Source organism: Mesorhizobium sp. M0478, assembly GCF_040321305.1.
GTDB lineage: Bacteria > Pseudomonadota > Alphaproteobacteria > Rhizobiales > Rhizobiaceae > Mesorhizobium.
Genome location: NZ_JAMYRH010000001.1, coordinates 357,775 through 371,723, shown reverse-complemented (window position 1 = coordinate 371,723; position 13,949 = coordinate 357,775). Strand labels below are relative to the sequence as shown.

The following is a 13,949-nucleotide window of genomic DNA, read 5'->3' as shown; positions in this document are numbered from 1 at the left end:
CGATTGCGGCGCACATGAGATCACGCAAGAGGAGACTTAATCATGATCCGCACACTGTTCGCGACGACCGCACTGGCAACGCTGATCGCTACCGGTGCGTTTGCGCAGTCAACGACGACCCCGGCGACGACCCCAGCGCCGGCTGAAGCCCCTGCTACCATCGCGCCGGCGCCGCAACAGGCCGACGGCGCGCTGATGACCAATATCATCGGCGAGTCTGTCTACAATGGCACTGGCGACGATGCGCAGAAGATCGGTGACGTCAGCGACGTCGTCCTCGATGAAAACGGCCAGGCGAAATCCGCCATTATCGGCGTTGGCGGCTTCCTCGGCATAGGCAGCAAGAACGTCGCCTTCGACTACGGCAAGTTGCAATGGGTCGAGAGGAATGGTGATCGCTGGCTCGTCGCCGAGACGACGAAAGAAGCGTTGACGGCGCTGCCCGACTTCGACCGTAAGCCTTACGATCCGGCCCCGGCGCCTGCTTCCACGGCGCAGAACGACCCGCAGAAGCCGGTTGATCTCAACGCCGCGCCGTCAGAACCGGCGGTGAAACGCGCTGACGGCAATCTCGCAACCAACATCATCGGCGAGAATGTCTACAATGGCACTGGCGACGATGCCCAGAATATCGGCGACGTCAATGACATCGTGCTGACCAAGGATGGCAAGGCGCAGTCGCTGGTGATCGGCGTCGGCGGCTTCCTCGGCATGGGTGAAAAGAACGTCACCTATGATTTCGCCAAGGCACGGTGGGCCGAAAAGAACGGCGATCGCTGGCTGGTGGCGCAGACGACCAAGGAGGAACTGCAGGCGCAGCCTGATTTCGACCGCAAGCCCTATGATCCGGCGCCGGTGACGACAACCTCCGACGCAACGCAGCCGACTGCTCCCGCTGCCCCGACGGCCGTTGCACCGGCTGACAATGCTCAGCCAGCGGACAAGACCGCGGAAGCTCCGGCCGGTACAAAAGCCACCGATCCGACGCAAACGGCAGCGATCGACAAGTCGACACTGACCGAAATGCCGGTCGGCAACATCAGAGGCGACGACCTGAAGGGCACCACCGTCTATGGCGCCAACGACGCCAAGGTCGGCGAGATCGGCGACGTCGTGCTCACGCCCGACAGCAAGCCGGATGCCGTCATCATCGATGTCGGCGGCTTTCTAGGCATCGGCGCCAAGGAGGTCGCGGTCGGCATGGACAAGCTCAAATTCATGACCGACAAGGACGGCAACAAATATCTCTACACCAACTTCACCAAGGAGCAGCTGCAGGCGCAGGCTGCGTATGACAAGGGCAGCTATGCCGAGAAGCGCGACCAGCAGCGGATGATGGTACAGTAAGGGAATAGGCAGTAGGGATTGGGCAGTAGGCGAAACCGAGTGACGAGGCAATCAGGCCGCCAGAACATTCTACTGCCTACTGCCTACTGCCTACTGCCTACTGCCTACCACATATCCACCACCCCTTCGTCCGTCAGCTCTGCAAGCGCCAACGACTGGTCAAGATGCTCGGCGCGCCAGGCAAGCAGTCGCTCGGCAAATTCAAGCCGCACGCTGAGATAGGCCGGGTCGGCGGCAACGTTGGCCAGTTCGCCCGGATCCTTCTGCATGTCGAAGAGCAGCGGCGGCAGGCCGCCGCCGAAATGCACGTATTTGAATTTTTCCGTACGGATGACGGCGAGGTTGCACTGGCGCGAGCCGATGCCGAAATGCCGTTCGGCCTCACCGCTGGCAATCGAGCGGAAGTCGAACTCCCAATGCGCCGCGTCGCGCCAATCCTTAGGCGGTTCATCTTGCAGGAACGGTTTTAGCGAGCGGCCGTCGAGATGCAGCTGGGCGTCGGCGTCCAGCAGATCGAGCAAGGTCGGGAAGATGTCGACGGCCTCGGTGAAGTGGTTGACGGTCGAGCCGGCTGCATTGCCGTGACGCGGGTCGCGCACGATCAATGGGATGTGATAGCTGCCGTCGAAGAAGCCGCCTTTGCCCAGCATGAAATGGTCGCCCATCATCTCGGCGTGGTCCGAAGTCAGCACGATGATGGTGTCATCCCATGCATTCGCCGTCTTGATCGCTTGCCAGATGCGGCCAAGCTGCGCGTCGACCTCCGAGATCATGCCGTAATAGATCGCGCGGATGGCCCGGATGTTGTCGTCGCCCCAGTCGCGCACGTGGCCGTCGGTGCCGGGGCGGAAGCTTCTCCGCTTCTGGCGACCAAGGTCGTAAGCCAGATAGGGATGCCTTTGCGCCTCGGCCTGCCAAGTCTCGACATGGCGGAAGGGCGGTCCGTCCGCCGGATCATACAGCGTGTTGTAGGGCCGCGGTACGACAAAGGGCGGATGCGGGCTGATGAAGGAGACATGCGCGAACCATGGCGAATCCTGTTCGTCCAGCCAGCGAATGAATTCGCCGGCAAGAAAAGCGGTCGGCGTCTCGTCCCTGGAATAGACAGGCGGCGCGCTGGTCACGGCGTCGCCCGCTTCCCCGCCCACGGGGCGGTGAATGCCGGGAGAGCCCGCGCTGGTGTCGACGCCACGTGCCTTCAGCCATGACAGCCATGGTTTCTGATGCTCAGGCAGGAACTGGCGAACGCTGAAGCCGGGCAGCACGCCCTCATAGCTTTTCAGCCGGGGATCGCCCGGCGCCATCGTGCGCGGATCGGGCGAGACGTCGGTGTAGCCGAACAAAGTCGGATCATAGCCGAGGGCGCGGGCCGAAAGCGCCATGTTGCCGTGGCGGGCGTCGAGCGGCGTGCCGTTGCGGCAGACGCGATTGTTCATCTGGTAGAGGCCGGTGTAGAGGCACGCGCGGGCCGGCGAGCAGGGCGCCGCGCCGCCGTAATGCCGCATGAAAAGGACGCCTTCGGCGGCGAGCGCATCGGCATTCGGCGTCTTCACCACGGCATGGCCGGCAGCCGACAGGCAATCGCCCCGCCATTGGTCGCAGGAGATCAATAGGATGTTCGGGCGTCTGCTTTTCGCGGCCAATGCTCTATCCTGTCACGTCGGGAAGACGTTCAATGAACCGGAATTTGGCGGCAGCGCAAGCCTGTCAGTCTTGCTTAAATGGTGAACGAAAATTTCCTGCTGTTCACTATTGGGATACAGTCCATTCTGAGTTTGCCGCCTTTGCCATTGCCAGGCGGCCCCTCATATAGGCGTGGACAGCGGCAAGAGCCGCAAACCGAAGGGAAGGAGCAAGACAATGCTCGACCAGATCAAGGGCCTGCATCACGTGACGTCGATGGCCGGCGATGCGCGCCAGAACAATAATTTCTTCACGCACAAGCTCGGCCTGCGCCGGGTCAAGAAGACCGTCAACTTCGACGCGCCAGATGTCTATCACCTCTATTATGGTGACGAGCACGGTACGCCCGGCTCGGTGATGACCTATTTTCCGTTCCCGGACATTGCCAGGGGCCGCCATGGCGTCGGGGAAGTCGGTACCACGGCCTATTCGGTGCCGGCCGGCACGCTCGGCTATTGGGAAAAGCGCTTCGCCGATGAAGGCGTTGCGGGTGTCTCCCGCGAAGAGACGTTCGGCGAGAAGCGGCTGGCCTTCGCCGGTCCCGACGGCGACGGTTTCGCGCTGGTCGAAGACAAGGCGGACAGCCGCGCGCCATGGTTGAAAGGCGGCATTCCCGCTGATGAGGCGATACGCGGCTTCCACTCGGTCTCGCTCAGATTGAAGGATGGTGGCGCCACGGAAGAGCTGTTGAAGTTCATGGGCTATGAGCAAGTGGACAAGTCCGGCAGTGTCAGCCGGCTCGCCATCAAGAACGGCAACGGCGCTGATGTCGTCGATATCGAATCGCTTCCTACCGCGGGCTTTGCCAATCTCGGCGCCGGCTCGGTCCACCATGTCGCCTTCGCGGTGGAGAACCGCGCCCAGCAGCTCGAAGTGCGCAAGGCGCTGATCGATACGGGTTATGGCGTGACGCCGGTGATCGACCGCGACTATTTCTGGGCGATCTACTTCCGAACGCCGGGCGGCGTGCTGTTCGAAGTCGCCACCAATGAGCCGGGCTTCGACCGCGACGAGGACACCGCCCATCTCGGCGAAGCCCTGAAACTGCCGACGCAGCACCAGCATCTGCGGCCCTATCTTGAAGAGCATCTGCAGAAGCTGGAAGGCTGAGACGATGAGCAAGGAAGCTTACATCCATAAGGCGCTGCCGGGTTCGCCCGGCGGCCCGCTGCTCTTCGTCTTTCACGGCACCGGCGCGGACGAGAGCCAGCTGCTGTCGCTCGGGCGCGACCTCGCGCCACAGGCGACGATCGTATCGCCGCGCGGCGATGTTTCCGAGCATGGTGCGGCGCGTTTCTTCCGCCGCACCGGCGAGGGCGTCTACGACATGGACGACCTCGCGCGGGCGACCGCCAAGATGGCCGGTTTCATCAAGGCGCAGGTGGCAGCGGCAAGGCCATCTTCGGTCTTGGGTCTCGGCTATTCCAACGGCGCCAACATCCTGGCGTCCGTAATGTTCGCCGCGCCCGAGCTGTTCGATGCGGCGGTGCTGATGCACCCGCTGATCCCGTTCGAACCGCAGGTGCAGGGCAGCCTTGCCGGACGCCGCATCCTGGTCACCGCCGGCAAGCGCGACCCGATCTGCCCGCCCAACCTGACATCCCGGCTGGAGGCCTATTTGCGCGCCGATGGCGCCGATGTCACAGTGGAGTGGCACGATGGCGGCCACGAAATTCGACCAAACGAGATCGAAGCGGCGAGGCGGCTTTTTGCCGATGCGCCGGTTGAAGGAGCAAGCGATGCCTGACGAATTGCCTGAGATCGAACTCGAGGACCGCGGCTCGAAGGGACGTTATGTGCTGCGCGGACCCGGCGGCGCCGAGGCGGAAATGACCTTCACCAAGGTCGGCGAGCACCAGATCATCATCGATCACACCGAAGTGCCGGACGTGTTTCGCGGCCAGGGCGCCGGCCTTCGGCTTGTCACACGCGCCGTCGAGGACGCGCGGGCAGTGGGCAAGAAGATCATCCCGCTCTGCCCCTTCGCCAACGCCCAGTTCCGCCGCCATCCGGAATGGGCGGATGTGCTGAAGCAATAGACCTTTTTCCCTTCTCCCCTTGTGGGGTGAGTTGCCGGTCGCCGAAGGCGAATTCATCGTGCCGGTGGCACGATGAAAGGCCGGCGAACGCCGGGACGCTGCGAAGCAGCGGGGACCCGGCAGGTGGTCGGAGTCGCTCAGCCACAAGAGCGAACGCCTCTCTGGCATTTGCGCAGTTCGGCCTTCTTGCCTAAGTACACAGTTCGCTGCGGTTCGTCCGCTCCTGCCAACTGACCGAATGGCTTCCTGATGACCGAATCCGATCTCGTCCCCGTCTTCGACGGCCACAACGACACGCTGCTGCGACTGTACCAGTCGAAAGACACCGACGTCGAAAAGCTGTTCATCGAGGGGACGCAGGGCGGTCATATAGATCTGCCGCGCGCCAAGAAGGGCGGCTTTGCCGGCGGCATGTTCGCGATCTTCCCGCCGCCGGTCGAGAAGAGCAAACGCTCTGCGGTGCCGCCGGCGCCGAGCGACAATGAGCCATTGCCGCCGGAACTGCCACGCGCTGATGCGCTCAATTCCACCATCGGCATGGCCTCGATCCTGTTTCGGCTGGAGCGAGCGGGGGCGCTGACCGTCTGCCGCAGTGCCGGTGACATTCGCGAGGCGATGGCGAAAGGTTCGATCGCGGCGGTGTTTCACATCGAAGGCGTCGAGGCGATCGATCCCGAACTTACCTTGCTCGACGTGCTCTACGAAGCCGGCCTGCGCTCGCTCGGCATTGTCTGGAGCCGACCCAACGCCTTCGGCCATGGCGTCCCGTTCCGCTTTCCGTCGTCGCCCGATACCGGACCGGGGCTGACCGATGCCGGCAAGGCGCTGGTCAAGGCCTGCAATCAGCTCAAGATCATGGTCGACCTGTCACATCTCAACGAAAAGGGCTTTCGCGATGTCGCCGCGCTCAGCGATGCGCCGCTGGTCGCCACTCATTCCAACGTGCATGCGCTGTGCACCCATTCGCGCAACCTGACGGACTGGCAGCTCGGCGCTATCCGCGAGACCGGCGGCATGGTCGGGCTCAACTTCGCCACCGGCTTCCTGCGCGAAGACGGACGGATGAACTCGGACACCAGCCTCGACATCATGGTGCGCCATGTCGACTCGCTGCTGCAGGCGCTGGGCGAGGACGGCGTCGGTCTCGGCTCCGATTTCGACGGCGCCATGATCCCGGCGGTCATCGGCGACGTTGCCGGTCTGCCAAAGCTGGTAGATGCGCTGGCCGCGCGCGGCTTCGGACGCGCGCTGATCGAGAAGATCGCCTATCGCAACTGGCTGAACGTTCTCGAAAGAACCATAGGCTGAGGCTTAAGCGCCCATGCGCTTCAGCCAATCCTGGCCGCCGCGATCCCTGATCATCGGCAGCGGGTTCTCCCAGTCCAGCCGCGCGCAGATGCGGTAGACTTCGAGCGTCTCGGCGCTCATTTCGCCGCGCTTGTAGAAGTACATGGCGGCGGCATAGCGGGTACGACCCGACCATTTTTCGCCGAGCGGCGTGTTGACCAGCTGCCACTGTTCGGCGGCTTCCGTCTCATCATCCGGTTCGTCGGCCATGATCAGAAATCCGCCGGCGGATTGGCGGTGCGGCGGTCGAGCTTGATGAAAGGACGGGCCACCACCTTGGCCCGCTTCATCAGCTTCTGGTACTGCAACTCGCGCATGGCGTAGATCTCGACCCAGAGGTCTTCCACCATCGTATCACCATAGGGACGCGTCAGCGAGGCGATGGCGATATTGCGCTTGGCCATCGGCGACCAGATGGCGGCGCTGACCAGCCCGACCTCCTGATGCTTCTTGTGGTAGACGATGGCGTGCTCGGCCGGGATGTTGCCTTCGATCTCCAGCCCGACCAGCATGTGGCGCAGCTTGCGTTTGGCGCGCGCTTCGAGCATGGCGCGGCGGCCATTGAAATGGCCTTTTCCCAAATCGCCCATAACGCCGAGACCGAGCTCGTCCGGCATGCGCAGACGGTCGGCGCGAATGGCATGCTCGGCGGTGGTGAAGTCGGCATTGGCGACGATGAGGCCGGCTTCCAGCCGGGCGCGGTTGAGGGCGGCGTAGCCGATGGCGCGGATGCCGCGCAGTTCGCCTGCCGTCATCAGGCGGTCCCAGAGGCTGAGCGCTTTTTCGGCCGGCACGAACAGTTCGTAGCCGAGATCGCCGGTGAAGCCGGTGCGTGAGATGGTGACGGTGCTACCGTCATGCGGGAACTCGGCGAGATCGAACACTTTGAGTTTTTCAACGCCGGCAAAGCCGGCCTCGCGCAGCACGGCGAAGGAGGTTGGGCCTTGCAGAGCGAGACCAGCGACGCTTCCAGTCTCTTCTTCGACGGTCACTTCGAAACCGATGGCGCTGTCGAGCAGCCAGGGCAGGTGCCGCTCCTGCGAACACAGGCGGAAGCGGGTCGGCGACAGCCGGAACAGCGTGCCGTCATCGAGGACAAAACCTTCGTCGTCGCACCATGCGGTGTAGTGGACGCGGCCCGGTTTCAGCTTGGTGACATCGCGCAGCGTGACGCGATCGAGGAAGGCTTCGGCATCCGGCCCCTCGATGCGGTATTTGGTCATCGGCGAGATGTCGAACAAAGCCGCCTGGCTGCGGATGGCGAAATATTCGAGTTCCTCGTCCCACAGCGAACGCGGCGCGCGATAGCCGGCCCAATTGTACCAGTCCTGAGTTTTGGCCAGCGCATCGATGCGCGGCTGGAACGGCGTGCCGAGACGCAGTGTGCGGAAATGCGACTGCGCTGTGGTGCGGGCGGCGTTGTTGATCGGACTCGTCATGACGGCATTCCTTCGCCGTAAAGTGCGGCGTTGACTGGCTGAAACATCAGATCATCCCTTCATCGCGATGATGCGCCGCGCCGCATTCAAACCGGCAGCACCCGAAACGCCGCCGCCCGGATGCGAACCGGCGCCGGCCAGGAACAGCCCCTCGATCGGCGTGTCGTAGCCCGACCAGCCGGAGACGGGCCGCGACATCAACATCTGGTCGGCCCGCAATTCGCCGTGGTGCCAATGGCCGCCCGGCATGCGGCAATTGGCTTCGATATCGGCTGGCGTCAAAAGCTCGGCATGCAGCACGGACTTGCCGATACCGGGGGCGTACGCTTCGAGCTGCGCCATAACAGCCTTGAGGAATTTCGGCTTGCCGGCATCCCAACCCTCTTTCAGCGCATAAGGCGCGTATTGCACGATCGCCGACAGCACGTAGGCGCCGCTTGGCGCGAGCGACGGGTCGGAGAGCGACGGCAGTGTGATCTCCATCACCGGTTCGGCTGAGAACTCGCCATATTTTGACGGGTTGAAGGCGCGCTCGACATGGTTGGCCGAGGGCGCGATGACCAGACGGCCCTTGTGGCTGGCGGCGTCGACGCCGGCGAAGTGCGGCGGCCGGTCGAGCGCCAGATGGAGCTTGGCCGCATCGCCCTTCATGCGAATGTTCTTCACCTTGCGCACGAAGCCGGTGCCGATCTCGCGTGACCCGACCAGGCCGAGCATGGTGGTCGCCGGGTTGATGGCGGAGATGATGGTTCTGGCTTGCAGCACCTCGCCGCTGTCGAGGGTCACGCCGACGGCGCGGCCTTTCTCGACGACTATCCTGGCCACGGGCGCTGCCGTGCGGATGGTGACGCCGGCTTGCTCCGCCGCCGCGCGGATCGCGGCGACGACCGCACCCATGCCACCTTTCGGCAGCATCTGTGCCCCTGCCGCACCGCCGGTCTCGCCGGCCAGCCGATAGTAGAGGCCGAGCAGGGAGGTCGGCGAACGCGGGCCGAGATGGCTACCAAGCGTGGCGTCGAAGGCAAGCAGGCCCTTCAGCCTGATATCGGCAAGCTGCTCGTCGAGCAGGTCGGCGACGTTCATCAGGAGAACGCGCAGGAAGTCGCGCATGTCTTCCTTGCCGAGCTTTTTCAGCGCCACGACCGTCTGGCCGAGCGCTGCGGTTTCAAGCAGCGACATGCCACCGAGATCGGGCGGGCGCCGCGACAGGAACGGTTTCAGGATGCCGGCATAGCGCATGAGTTGGGCGCGCAATTCCTTCCAGGCGGACTGCTCGGACGGAGTGGAGCCGGTCAGCACTTCGCCATAGGCGCCATGCAGGACAAGCGGCGGGCCGTCCTTCGCCAAGGCGACCGACGGCATGAAGTCTGTACGGGTGACCTGCACCCCGTGTTTCTCCAGCTCCAATGTCTTCACCACGTCGGGGTGCAGGCGGTTCAGCACATGCGCGATCGAGGAGACCCGAAAACCCGGCGCAAACTCTTCGGTGCGCGCCGCGCCGCCGACATCGCCAGCGGCTTCCAGCACCAGCACCTTGCGGCCGGCCTTGGCCAGCGTGGCGGCAGCGACAAGGCCGTTGTGGCCACCGCCAATGATAATGGCATCAAATGACGTCATGGGCCGGGCTCATATGGGAGGTCGATTTGGCGAGGTCGCGCAGGATTTCGGCTGCCGCATTGCGGCCGGGTGCGCCCATGACGCCGCCGCCGGGATGTGTCGAGGAGCCGCACATATAGAGCCCGCCGACCGGCGAGCGGTATTGTGCGTAGCCCGGCACCGGCCGGTTGAACAGCAGCTGGTCGAAGGTCAGCTCGCCCTGGAAAATATTGCCTTCGGTCAGCCCAACCTCGGCCTCGATCTCGCGTGGCGTGCGCACCTCCATATGGACGATGCGGTCGCGGAAGCCTGGCGAGTATTCCGCGATCTGCGCAACCACGCTTTCAGCGAAACCGTCGCGGTCGGCATCGGTCCAGTCCTGGCCATTCACCTTGGGCGGCGCGTACTGCACGAAGCAGCTCATAAAATGCTTGCCCGGCGGCGCCATGGTCGGGTCGAGCGTCGTTGGGATGACCATGTCGAGGAATGGGTCGGCCGACCAGCGACCGGCCTTCCAGTCGTCATAGGCGCGCTCCATGCGCTCCATGGAATCGGTGAAATGCATGTCGCCGCGATAAACGGGTGAATCCTTCGGCAGTGCCGGGAATTCCGGCAGAGAATCCAACGCGATGTTGACCTTGCCGGAGGAGCCGCGGATCTTGAAGTTCCTGACCCGCCGCAGGAAAATGTCGGGCAGTTCCTTCTCCTCGACCAGTTTCAGGAATGTGCGTTTGACGTCGGCGTTGGAGACGACGAGCTTGCCGTAAATCTCCTCGCCGCCAGCCAGCACCACGCCCTTGGCCTTGCCTCGGCTCACCAGCACATGGTCGACCTCGGCGCCGGTACGGATGTTGCCGCCGGACGCCTTGAAGGAAGCGGCGAGCGCCTTGGTGACGGCGCCCATGCCGCCGCGCGCATAGCCCCAGGCGCCGACCGAGCCGTCGACCTCACCCATATAATGGTGCAGCAGCACGTAGGCTGTGCCGGGCGACATCGGCCCGAGCGCGGTACCGATGATGCCGGACAAAGCGAAGTTCGCCTTGATGACATCGGTCTCAAAATATTCGTCGAGGAATTCCGAGATCGACATGGTCCAGAAGCGCAGCGTCAGCGCCATTTCTTCTGATGACAGGCCGACGAATTTCTTGCCGAGATAGAGAAGCTCTCCGAGGTCGCGCGGCTTGAGACTGGCCGGGTCCGGTGCGGTGCGCATCAGCAGCGGCTGGATGAAACGGCACTGCCGCGTCACGTCGCGCGAATAGCGGTCATAGGCCTCCGCGTCGCGCCTGGAGAAGCGGGCGAATTCGCGCCGGTGCGCATCGTGGTCACGGTAGTTGGCGAGGTAGTCGCCGTCGCGGGTGAACACGGCGCCGCCTTCATAGGAAATAACCTGCAAGCCGAAACGCGGCAGTTCGAGGTCGCGCATGATCTCGGGGCGAAACAGCGAGCAGACATAGGAGCAGTTGGAGTAGAGGAAGCCCGGCGTCAGCTCGCGGCTGGTGGCGGCGCCGCCGACCCAGTCGTTCTTTTCCACCACCAGCACGTCGAGCCCGGCGCGTTGCAAATAGCAGGCGTTGACCAGGCCGTTGTGTCCGCCGCCGATGACGATCGCATCCCAAGCTTTCATTCGCGCCCAGCCTTCATGGTGCTCGACCCTTCATTTTCGCGTGATTTGTCGCCGAATGCGCGGAATTTGGCACGGCAGCGGCTATTCTGTCCAGCCATTCTGAATGAATGTTCAACAAATGATATTGCGTTTTCCTGTTAATACGCTACGCTTTGCCGGCATTCGAACCTGCGCAATTCGGCTGACGGGACTTAAGGTCTGATGATCGAAACGGCAGATGGCGAGCCGGAATATGACGACGCCGCGATCCGCTTCCTCGAGGCGCTGTGGGGCGAGGGCTATCTGTCGCCGGGCGGACCAGACGAGGTCGACCGGGTGGTCGAAGGGCTGTCGCTCAGGGGCAAGACGATCCTCGACATCGGCTGCGGCTCCGGCGGCATCGCGCTGCATCTGGTGGAGCGCCACGGTGCTGCTCATGCCACCGGCTTCGACATCGAGCGGCCGGTGATCGAGGCGGCCAGAAAGCATGCCGCTGCACGATGGCTTTCAGACCGCGCCAGCTTCGTCCAGGCGCCGCCGGGGCCGCTGCCTTTTGCCGACGCTTCGTTCGATGTCGTCTTCTCCAAGGATGCGCTGGTGCACGTGTCCGACAAGGACGCGCTGTTTGCGGAAATCTTCCGCGTGCTGAAGCCGGGCGGCGTCCTTGCCGCCTCCGACTGGCTGATCGGCCATGACGGCGAGCCGTCATCTGAGATGAAGGCCTATGTCGCGGCCGAAGGCCTGTCCTTCGCCATGGCCTCGCCGGCACGCTATGCGCAAGCGATGCGCAGCGCCGGCTTTGCCGATGTCACTGTGAAGGACCGCAATTCTTGGTACCGCGAGGTCGCACGCGGCGAGCTGGAAAGGCTGAAAGGCCCGCTCTACGAGACGGCGGCAGTCGCGGTCGGAGCGGCCTATGTCGACAAGAACATCAAGACCTGGGAAGCCATGCAGAAGGTGCTTGACAGTGGCGAGCACCGTCCCACTCATCTTCGCGGGTGGAAGCCGGCTGTGGTGGGATAGCCGGCAATGTGGAGCATGACGGCACCGATGAAAGCTGCAGCGCGCGAAGAGCGATCCTCCGACACGTCTGGAAAAACCGAGCCGGAAAAACGCGGCCGCAAGGCGTCGAAGGAGGTCAGGCAACAGCAGCTGATCGAAGCGACCATCGATTCGCTGGCCAAGCGCGGTTATTCGGAAACGACGATGGCCGATGTCGCTGACGGCGCCGGCCTGTCGCGCGGCATCGTCAACTTCCATTTCGAGAGCAAGGAGAAGCTGCTCGTCGCCACGCTGGCCTATATGGCCGACGAATATGCGGCGCATTGGCGCGTCGCGCTGACCAAGGCCGGCGAGGATCCAGCCCGGCAGCTGCGGGCGCTGGTCGCCGCCGATTTCGACCGTTCGATCTGCAACAAGCGCAAGCTCGCGGCGTGGTGCGCGTTCTGGGGCGAGGCCAAGTCGCGGCCGACCTACCAGGCGCTGTGCGGCGCGCGCGACGCGGCCTACCAGAAGATCTTCATCGACCTCTGTGCCACGCTCAAGCACGGCGGTGGTTATGCCTATGAGCCGCAGGTCATGGCGCTGGCGCTCAGCGCCATGCTCGAGGGCTTGTGGCTGCGGCTGATGATGGGGACCGAGGACGTCACCCGTGAGAGCGCGCTGCAGGCGGCAAACGAATTCCTGTCGGCCGCCTTTCCGAAACACTACCCGCCGGACAGCGGACGTTGACAACAACCGGCGGATCCAAGCCGGAGCGAACAATCAGAAACAAAGAGGATGGAACAGCATGAAAAGAATAACCCGACGCCTGACACTGACATTGGCGCTGACGGCGACGCTGGCTGGTTCGGCCGCGGCGATTGCGGTCGCCGCCGACAAGGACCTGATCGTGTTCGACTGGTCGGGCTATGAGGACCCGAGCTTCCACCCCAAATATGTCGAGAAGAACGGCGACTCGCCGACCTTCGCCTTCTTCGGCGACGAGGACGAAGCCTTCGAGAAAGTGCGCTCCGGTTTCAAGGCCGATCTTGGCCATCCCTGCTCGCAGAGCGTGACAAAGTGGCGTGAGGCGGGGCTGCTGCAGCCGCTCGACACCTCGAAGATCACCGGCTGGAAGGATCTCAATCCCGGCATCATGGCGATGAAGGATCTGGCCACCACGTCGGACGGGAAGGCCTGGTTCATGCCGTGGGACTGGGGCAACACCCAGCTCACCTACAACTCCGACAAGATCGACGCGAAGGATGTGCAGTCGCTGAAGGCCTTCGCCGATCCCAAGTTCAAGGGGCGGGTCTCGATCGGCGACAATGTCGACGACGCCTATGCGCTGGCCAGCCTTGCCATGGGGCTCAAGGACTGGACCAAGATGACGGACGACCAGTTCAAGCAGGCGTCCGACTTCCTGCGCCAGGTGCACAAGAATGTCCGCTCCTACTGGACCGATACCACGGACGTCGTCCAGTTGCTGAGCGGCGGCGAGGTCGATCTCGCCTGGGCATGGAACGATGCCACGGTACAATCCGTCGCTGCCGGTGTGCCGATCAAGTCCAAGAAGGATACGGACGAAGGCATCTCGACCTGGGTCTGCGGCTACGTGCTGTTCAAGGACGCACCTGGCAATGTCGACAAGGCCTATGACTACCTCAACGCGATCAACGATCCCGAGACCGCCAAGGTGCTGGTCAAGGACTGGGGTTATGGCCAGGCCAACGCCAAGGGCATGGCCGGCGTCGACCCGGCGATCCTGAAAGAAAAGGGCTATGACGATGTGCAGAGATTCGTCGACAAGACCCTGTTCCAATCGCCCGTGCCGTCGTCGCTCAAGCTCAAGATGATCGCCGAATTCGAGAAGATCAAGGCGGGGTACTAAAGCTCTGTCCGGCTTCCTCC

General features: G+C 63.4%; 13 protein-coding genes. 8 read left to right on the top strand and 5 right to left on the bottom strand.

Annotated features, from left to right (window positions below; genetic code table 11):
* Window positions 1-42: 42 nt before the first annotated feature.
* Window positions 43-1,347, top strand: coding sequence for a PRC-barrel domain-containing protein (locus tag NKI64_RS01760; RefSeq protein ID WP_023715017.1), 1,305 nt, complete (start codon window positions 43-45; stop codon window positions 1,345-1,347).
* 104 nt (window positions 1,348-1,451) lie between these two features.
* On the opposite strand, the gene NKI64_RS01755 is transcribed toward NKI64_RS01760, so the two are convergent.
* Window positions 1,452-2,990 carry an alkaline phosphatase family protein gene (locus NKI64_RS01755; protein WP_031197104.1) on the bottom strand — a complete coding sequence of 513 codons (1,539 nt, stop codon included), beginning with the start codon at window positions 2,988-2,990 and terminating at the stop codon, window positions 1,452-1,454.
* 217 nt (window positions 2,991-3,207) lie between these two features.
* Between NKI64_RS01755 and NKI64_RS01750 the strand changes: the two genes are divergently transcribed.
* The 4 genes from NKI64_RS01750 (at window position 3,208) to NKI64_RS01735 (ending at window position 6,377) form a co-directional block, all read left to right on the top strand.
* The gene (locus NKI64_RS01750; protein ID WP_023724468.1) at window positions 3,208-4,140 is read left to right on the top strand and encodes a VOC family protein; all 933 of its coding nucleotides are present in this window, start codon (window positions 3,208-3,210) and stop codon (window positions 4,138-4,140) included.
* A gap of 4 nt (window positions 4,141-4,144) precedes the next feature.
* Window positions 4,145-4,777 (top strand): alpha/beta hydrolase, encoded by a 633-nt coding sequence (locus tag NKI64_RS01745; RefSeq protein WP_023727286.1) that lies wholly within the window; start codon window positions 4,145-4,147, stop codon window positions 4,775-4,777.
* Window positions 4,770-5,069 (top strand): GNAT family N-acetyltransferase, encoded by a 300-nt coding sequence (locus tag NKI64_RS01740; protein WP_023683956.1) that lies wholly within the window; start codon window positions 4,770-4,772, stop codon window positions 5,067-5,069. Before NKI64_RS01745 ends, NKI64_RS01740 begins: the two co-directional genes overlap by 8 nt.
* Before the next feature lie 249 nt (window positions 5,070-5,318).
* Window positions 5,319-6,377, top strand: coding sequence for a dipeptidase (locus tag NKI64_RS01735; RefSeq protein WP_352666303.1), 1,059 nt, complete (start codon window positions 5,319-5,321; stop codon window positions 6,375-6,377).
* Between the two features lie 3 nt (window positions 6,378-6,380).
* Here the strand turns inward: NKI64_RS01735 and NKI64_RS01730 are convergent, their stop codons facing one another.
* The 4 genes from NKI64_RS01730 to NKI64_RS01715 are packed head-to-tail and all read right to left on the bottom strand — an operon-like array spanning window position 6,381 to window position 11,078.
* The gene (locus NKI64_RS01730) at window positions 6,381-6,626 is read right to left on the bottom strand and encodes a hypothetical protein (protein WP_023690115.1); all 246 of its coding nucleotides are present in this window, start codon (window positions 6,624-6,626) and stop codon (window positions 6,381-6,383) included.
* A gap of 2 nt (window positions 6,627-6,628) precedes the next feature.
* Entirely contained in the window at window positions 6,629-7,855 is a 1,227-nt protein-coding gene (locus NKI64_RS01725) for an aminomethyl transferase family protein (RefSeq protein WP_352666301.1), read from the bottom strand.
* A 51-nt stretch (window positions 7,856-7,906) separates the two neighbouring features.
* On the bottom strand, window positions 7,907-9,472 hold the full coding sequence (locus tag NKI64_RS01720; RefSeq protein ID WP_352666299.1) for a phytoene desaturase family protein: 1,566 nt from the start codon (window positions 9,470-9,472) through the stop codon (window positions 7,907-7,909).
* Window positions 9,459-11,078: a phytoene desaturase family protein gene (locus tag NKI64_RS01715; RefSeq protein WP_352666297.1), complete on the bottom strand. Its 1,620-nt coding sequence runs from the start codon at window positions 11,076-11,078 to the stop codon at window positions 9,459-9,461. Before NKI64_RS01715 ends, NKI64_RS01720 begins: the two co-directional genes overlap by 14 nt.
* 201 nt (window positions 11,079-11,279) lie before the next feature.
* Between NKI64_RS01715 and NKI64_RS01710 the strand changes: the two genes are divergently transcribed.
* From NKI64_RS01710 to NKI64_RS01700, 3 genes are read left to right on the top strand one after another with little or no spacing between them, the layout of a single operon-like run.
* Window positions 11,280-12,080 (top strand): class I SAM-dependent methyltransferase, encoded by an 801-nt coding sequence (locus NKI64_RS01710; protein WP_023754158.1) that lies wholly within the window; start codon window positions 11,280-11,282, stop codon window positions 12,078-12,080.
* Between the two features lie 27 nt (window positions 12,081-12,107).
* A complete protein-coding gene (gene betI / locus NKI64_RS01705; protein WP_352666294.1) occupies window positions 12,108-12,788 on the top strand; it encodes a transcriptional regulator BetI in 681 nt (226 codons plus the stop codon).
* A 58-nt stretch (window positions 12,789-12,846) separates the two neighbouring features.
* Window positions 12,847-13,929: an ABC transporter substrate-binding protein gene (locus tag NKI64_RS01700; protein ID WP_352666292.1), complete on the top strand. Its 1,083-nt coding sequence runs from the start codon at window positions 12,847-12,849 to the stop codon at window positions 13,927-13,929.
* Window positions 13,930-13,949 lie beyond the last annotated feature (20 nt).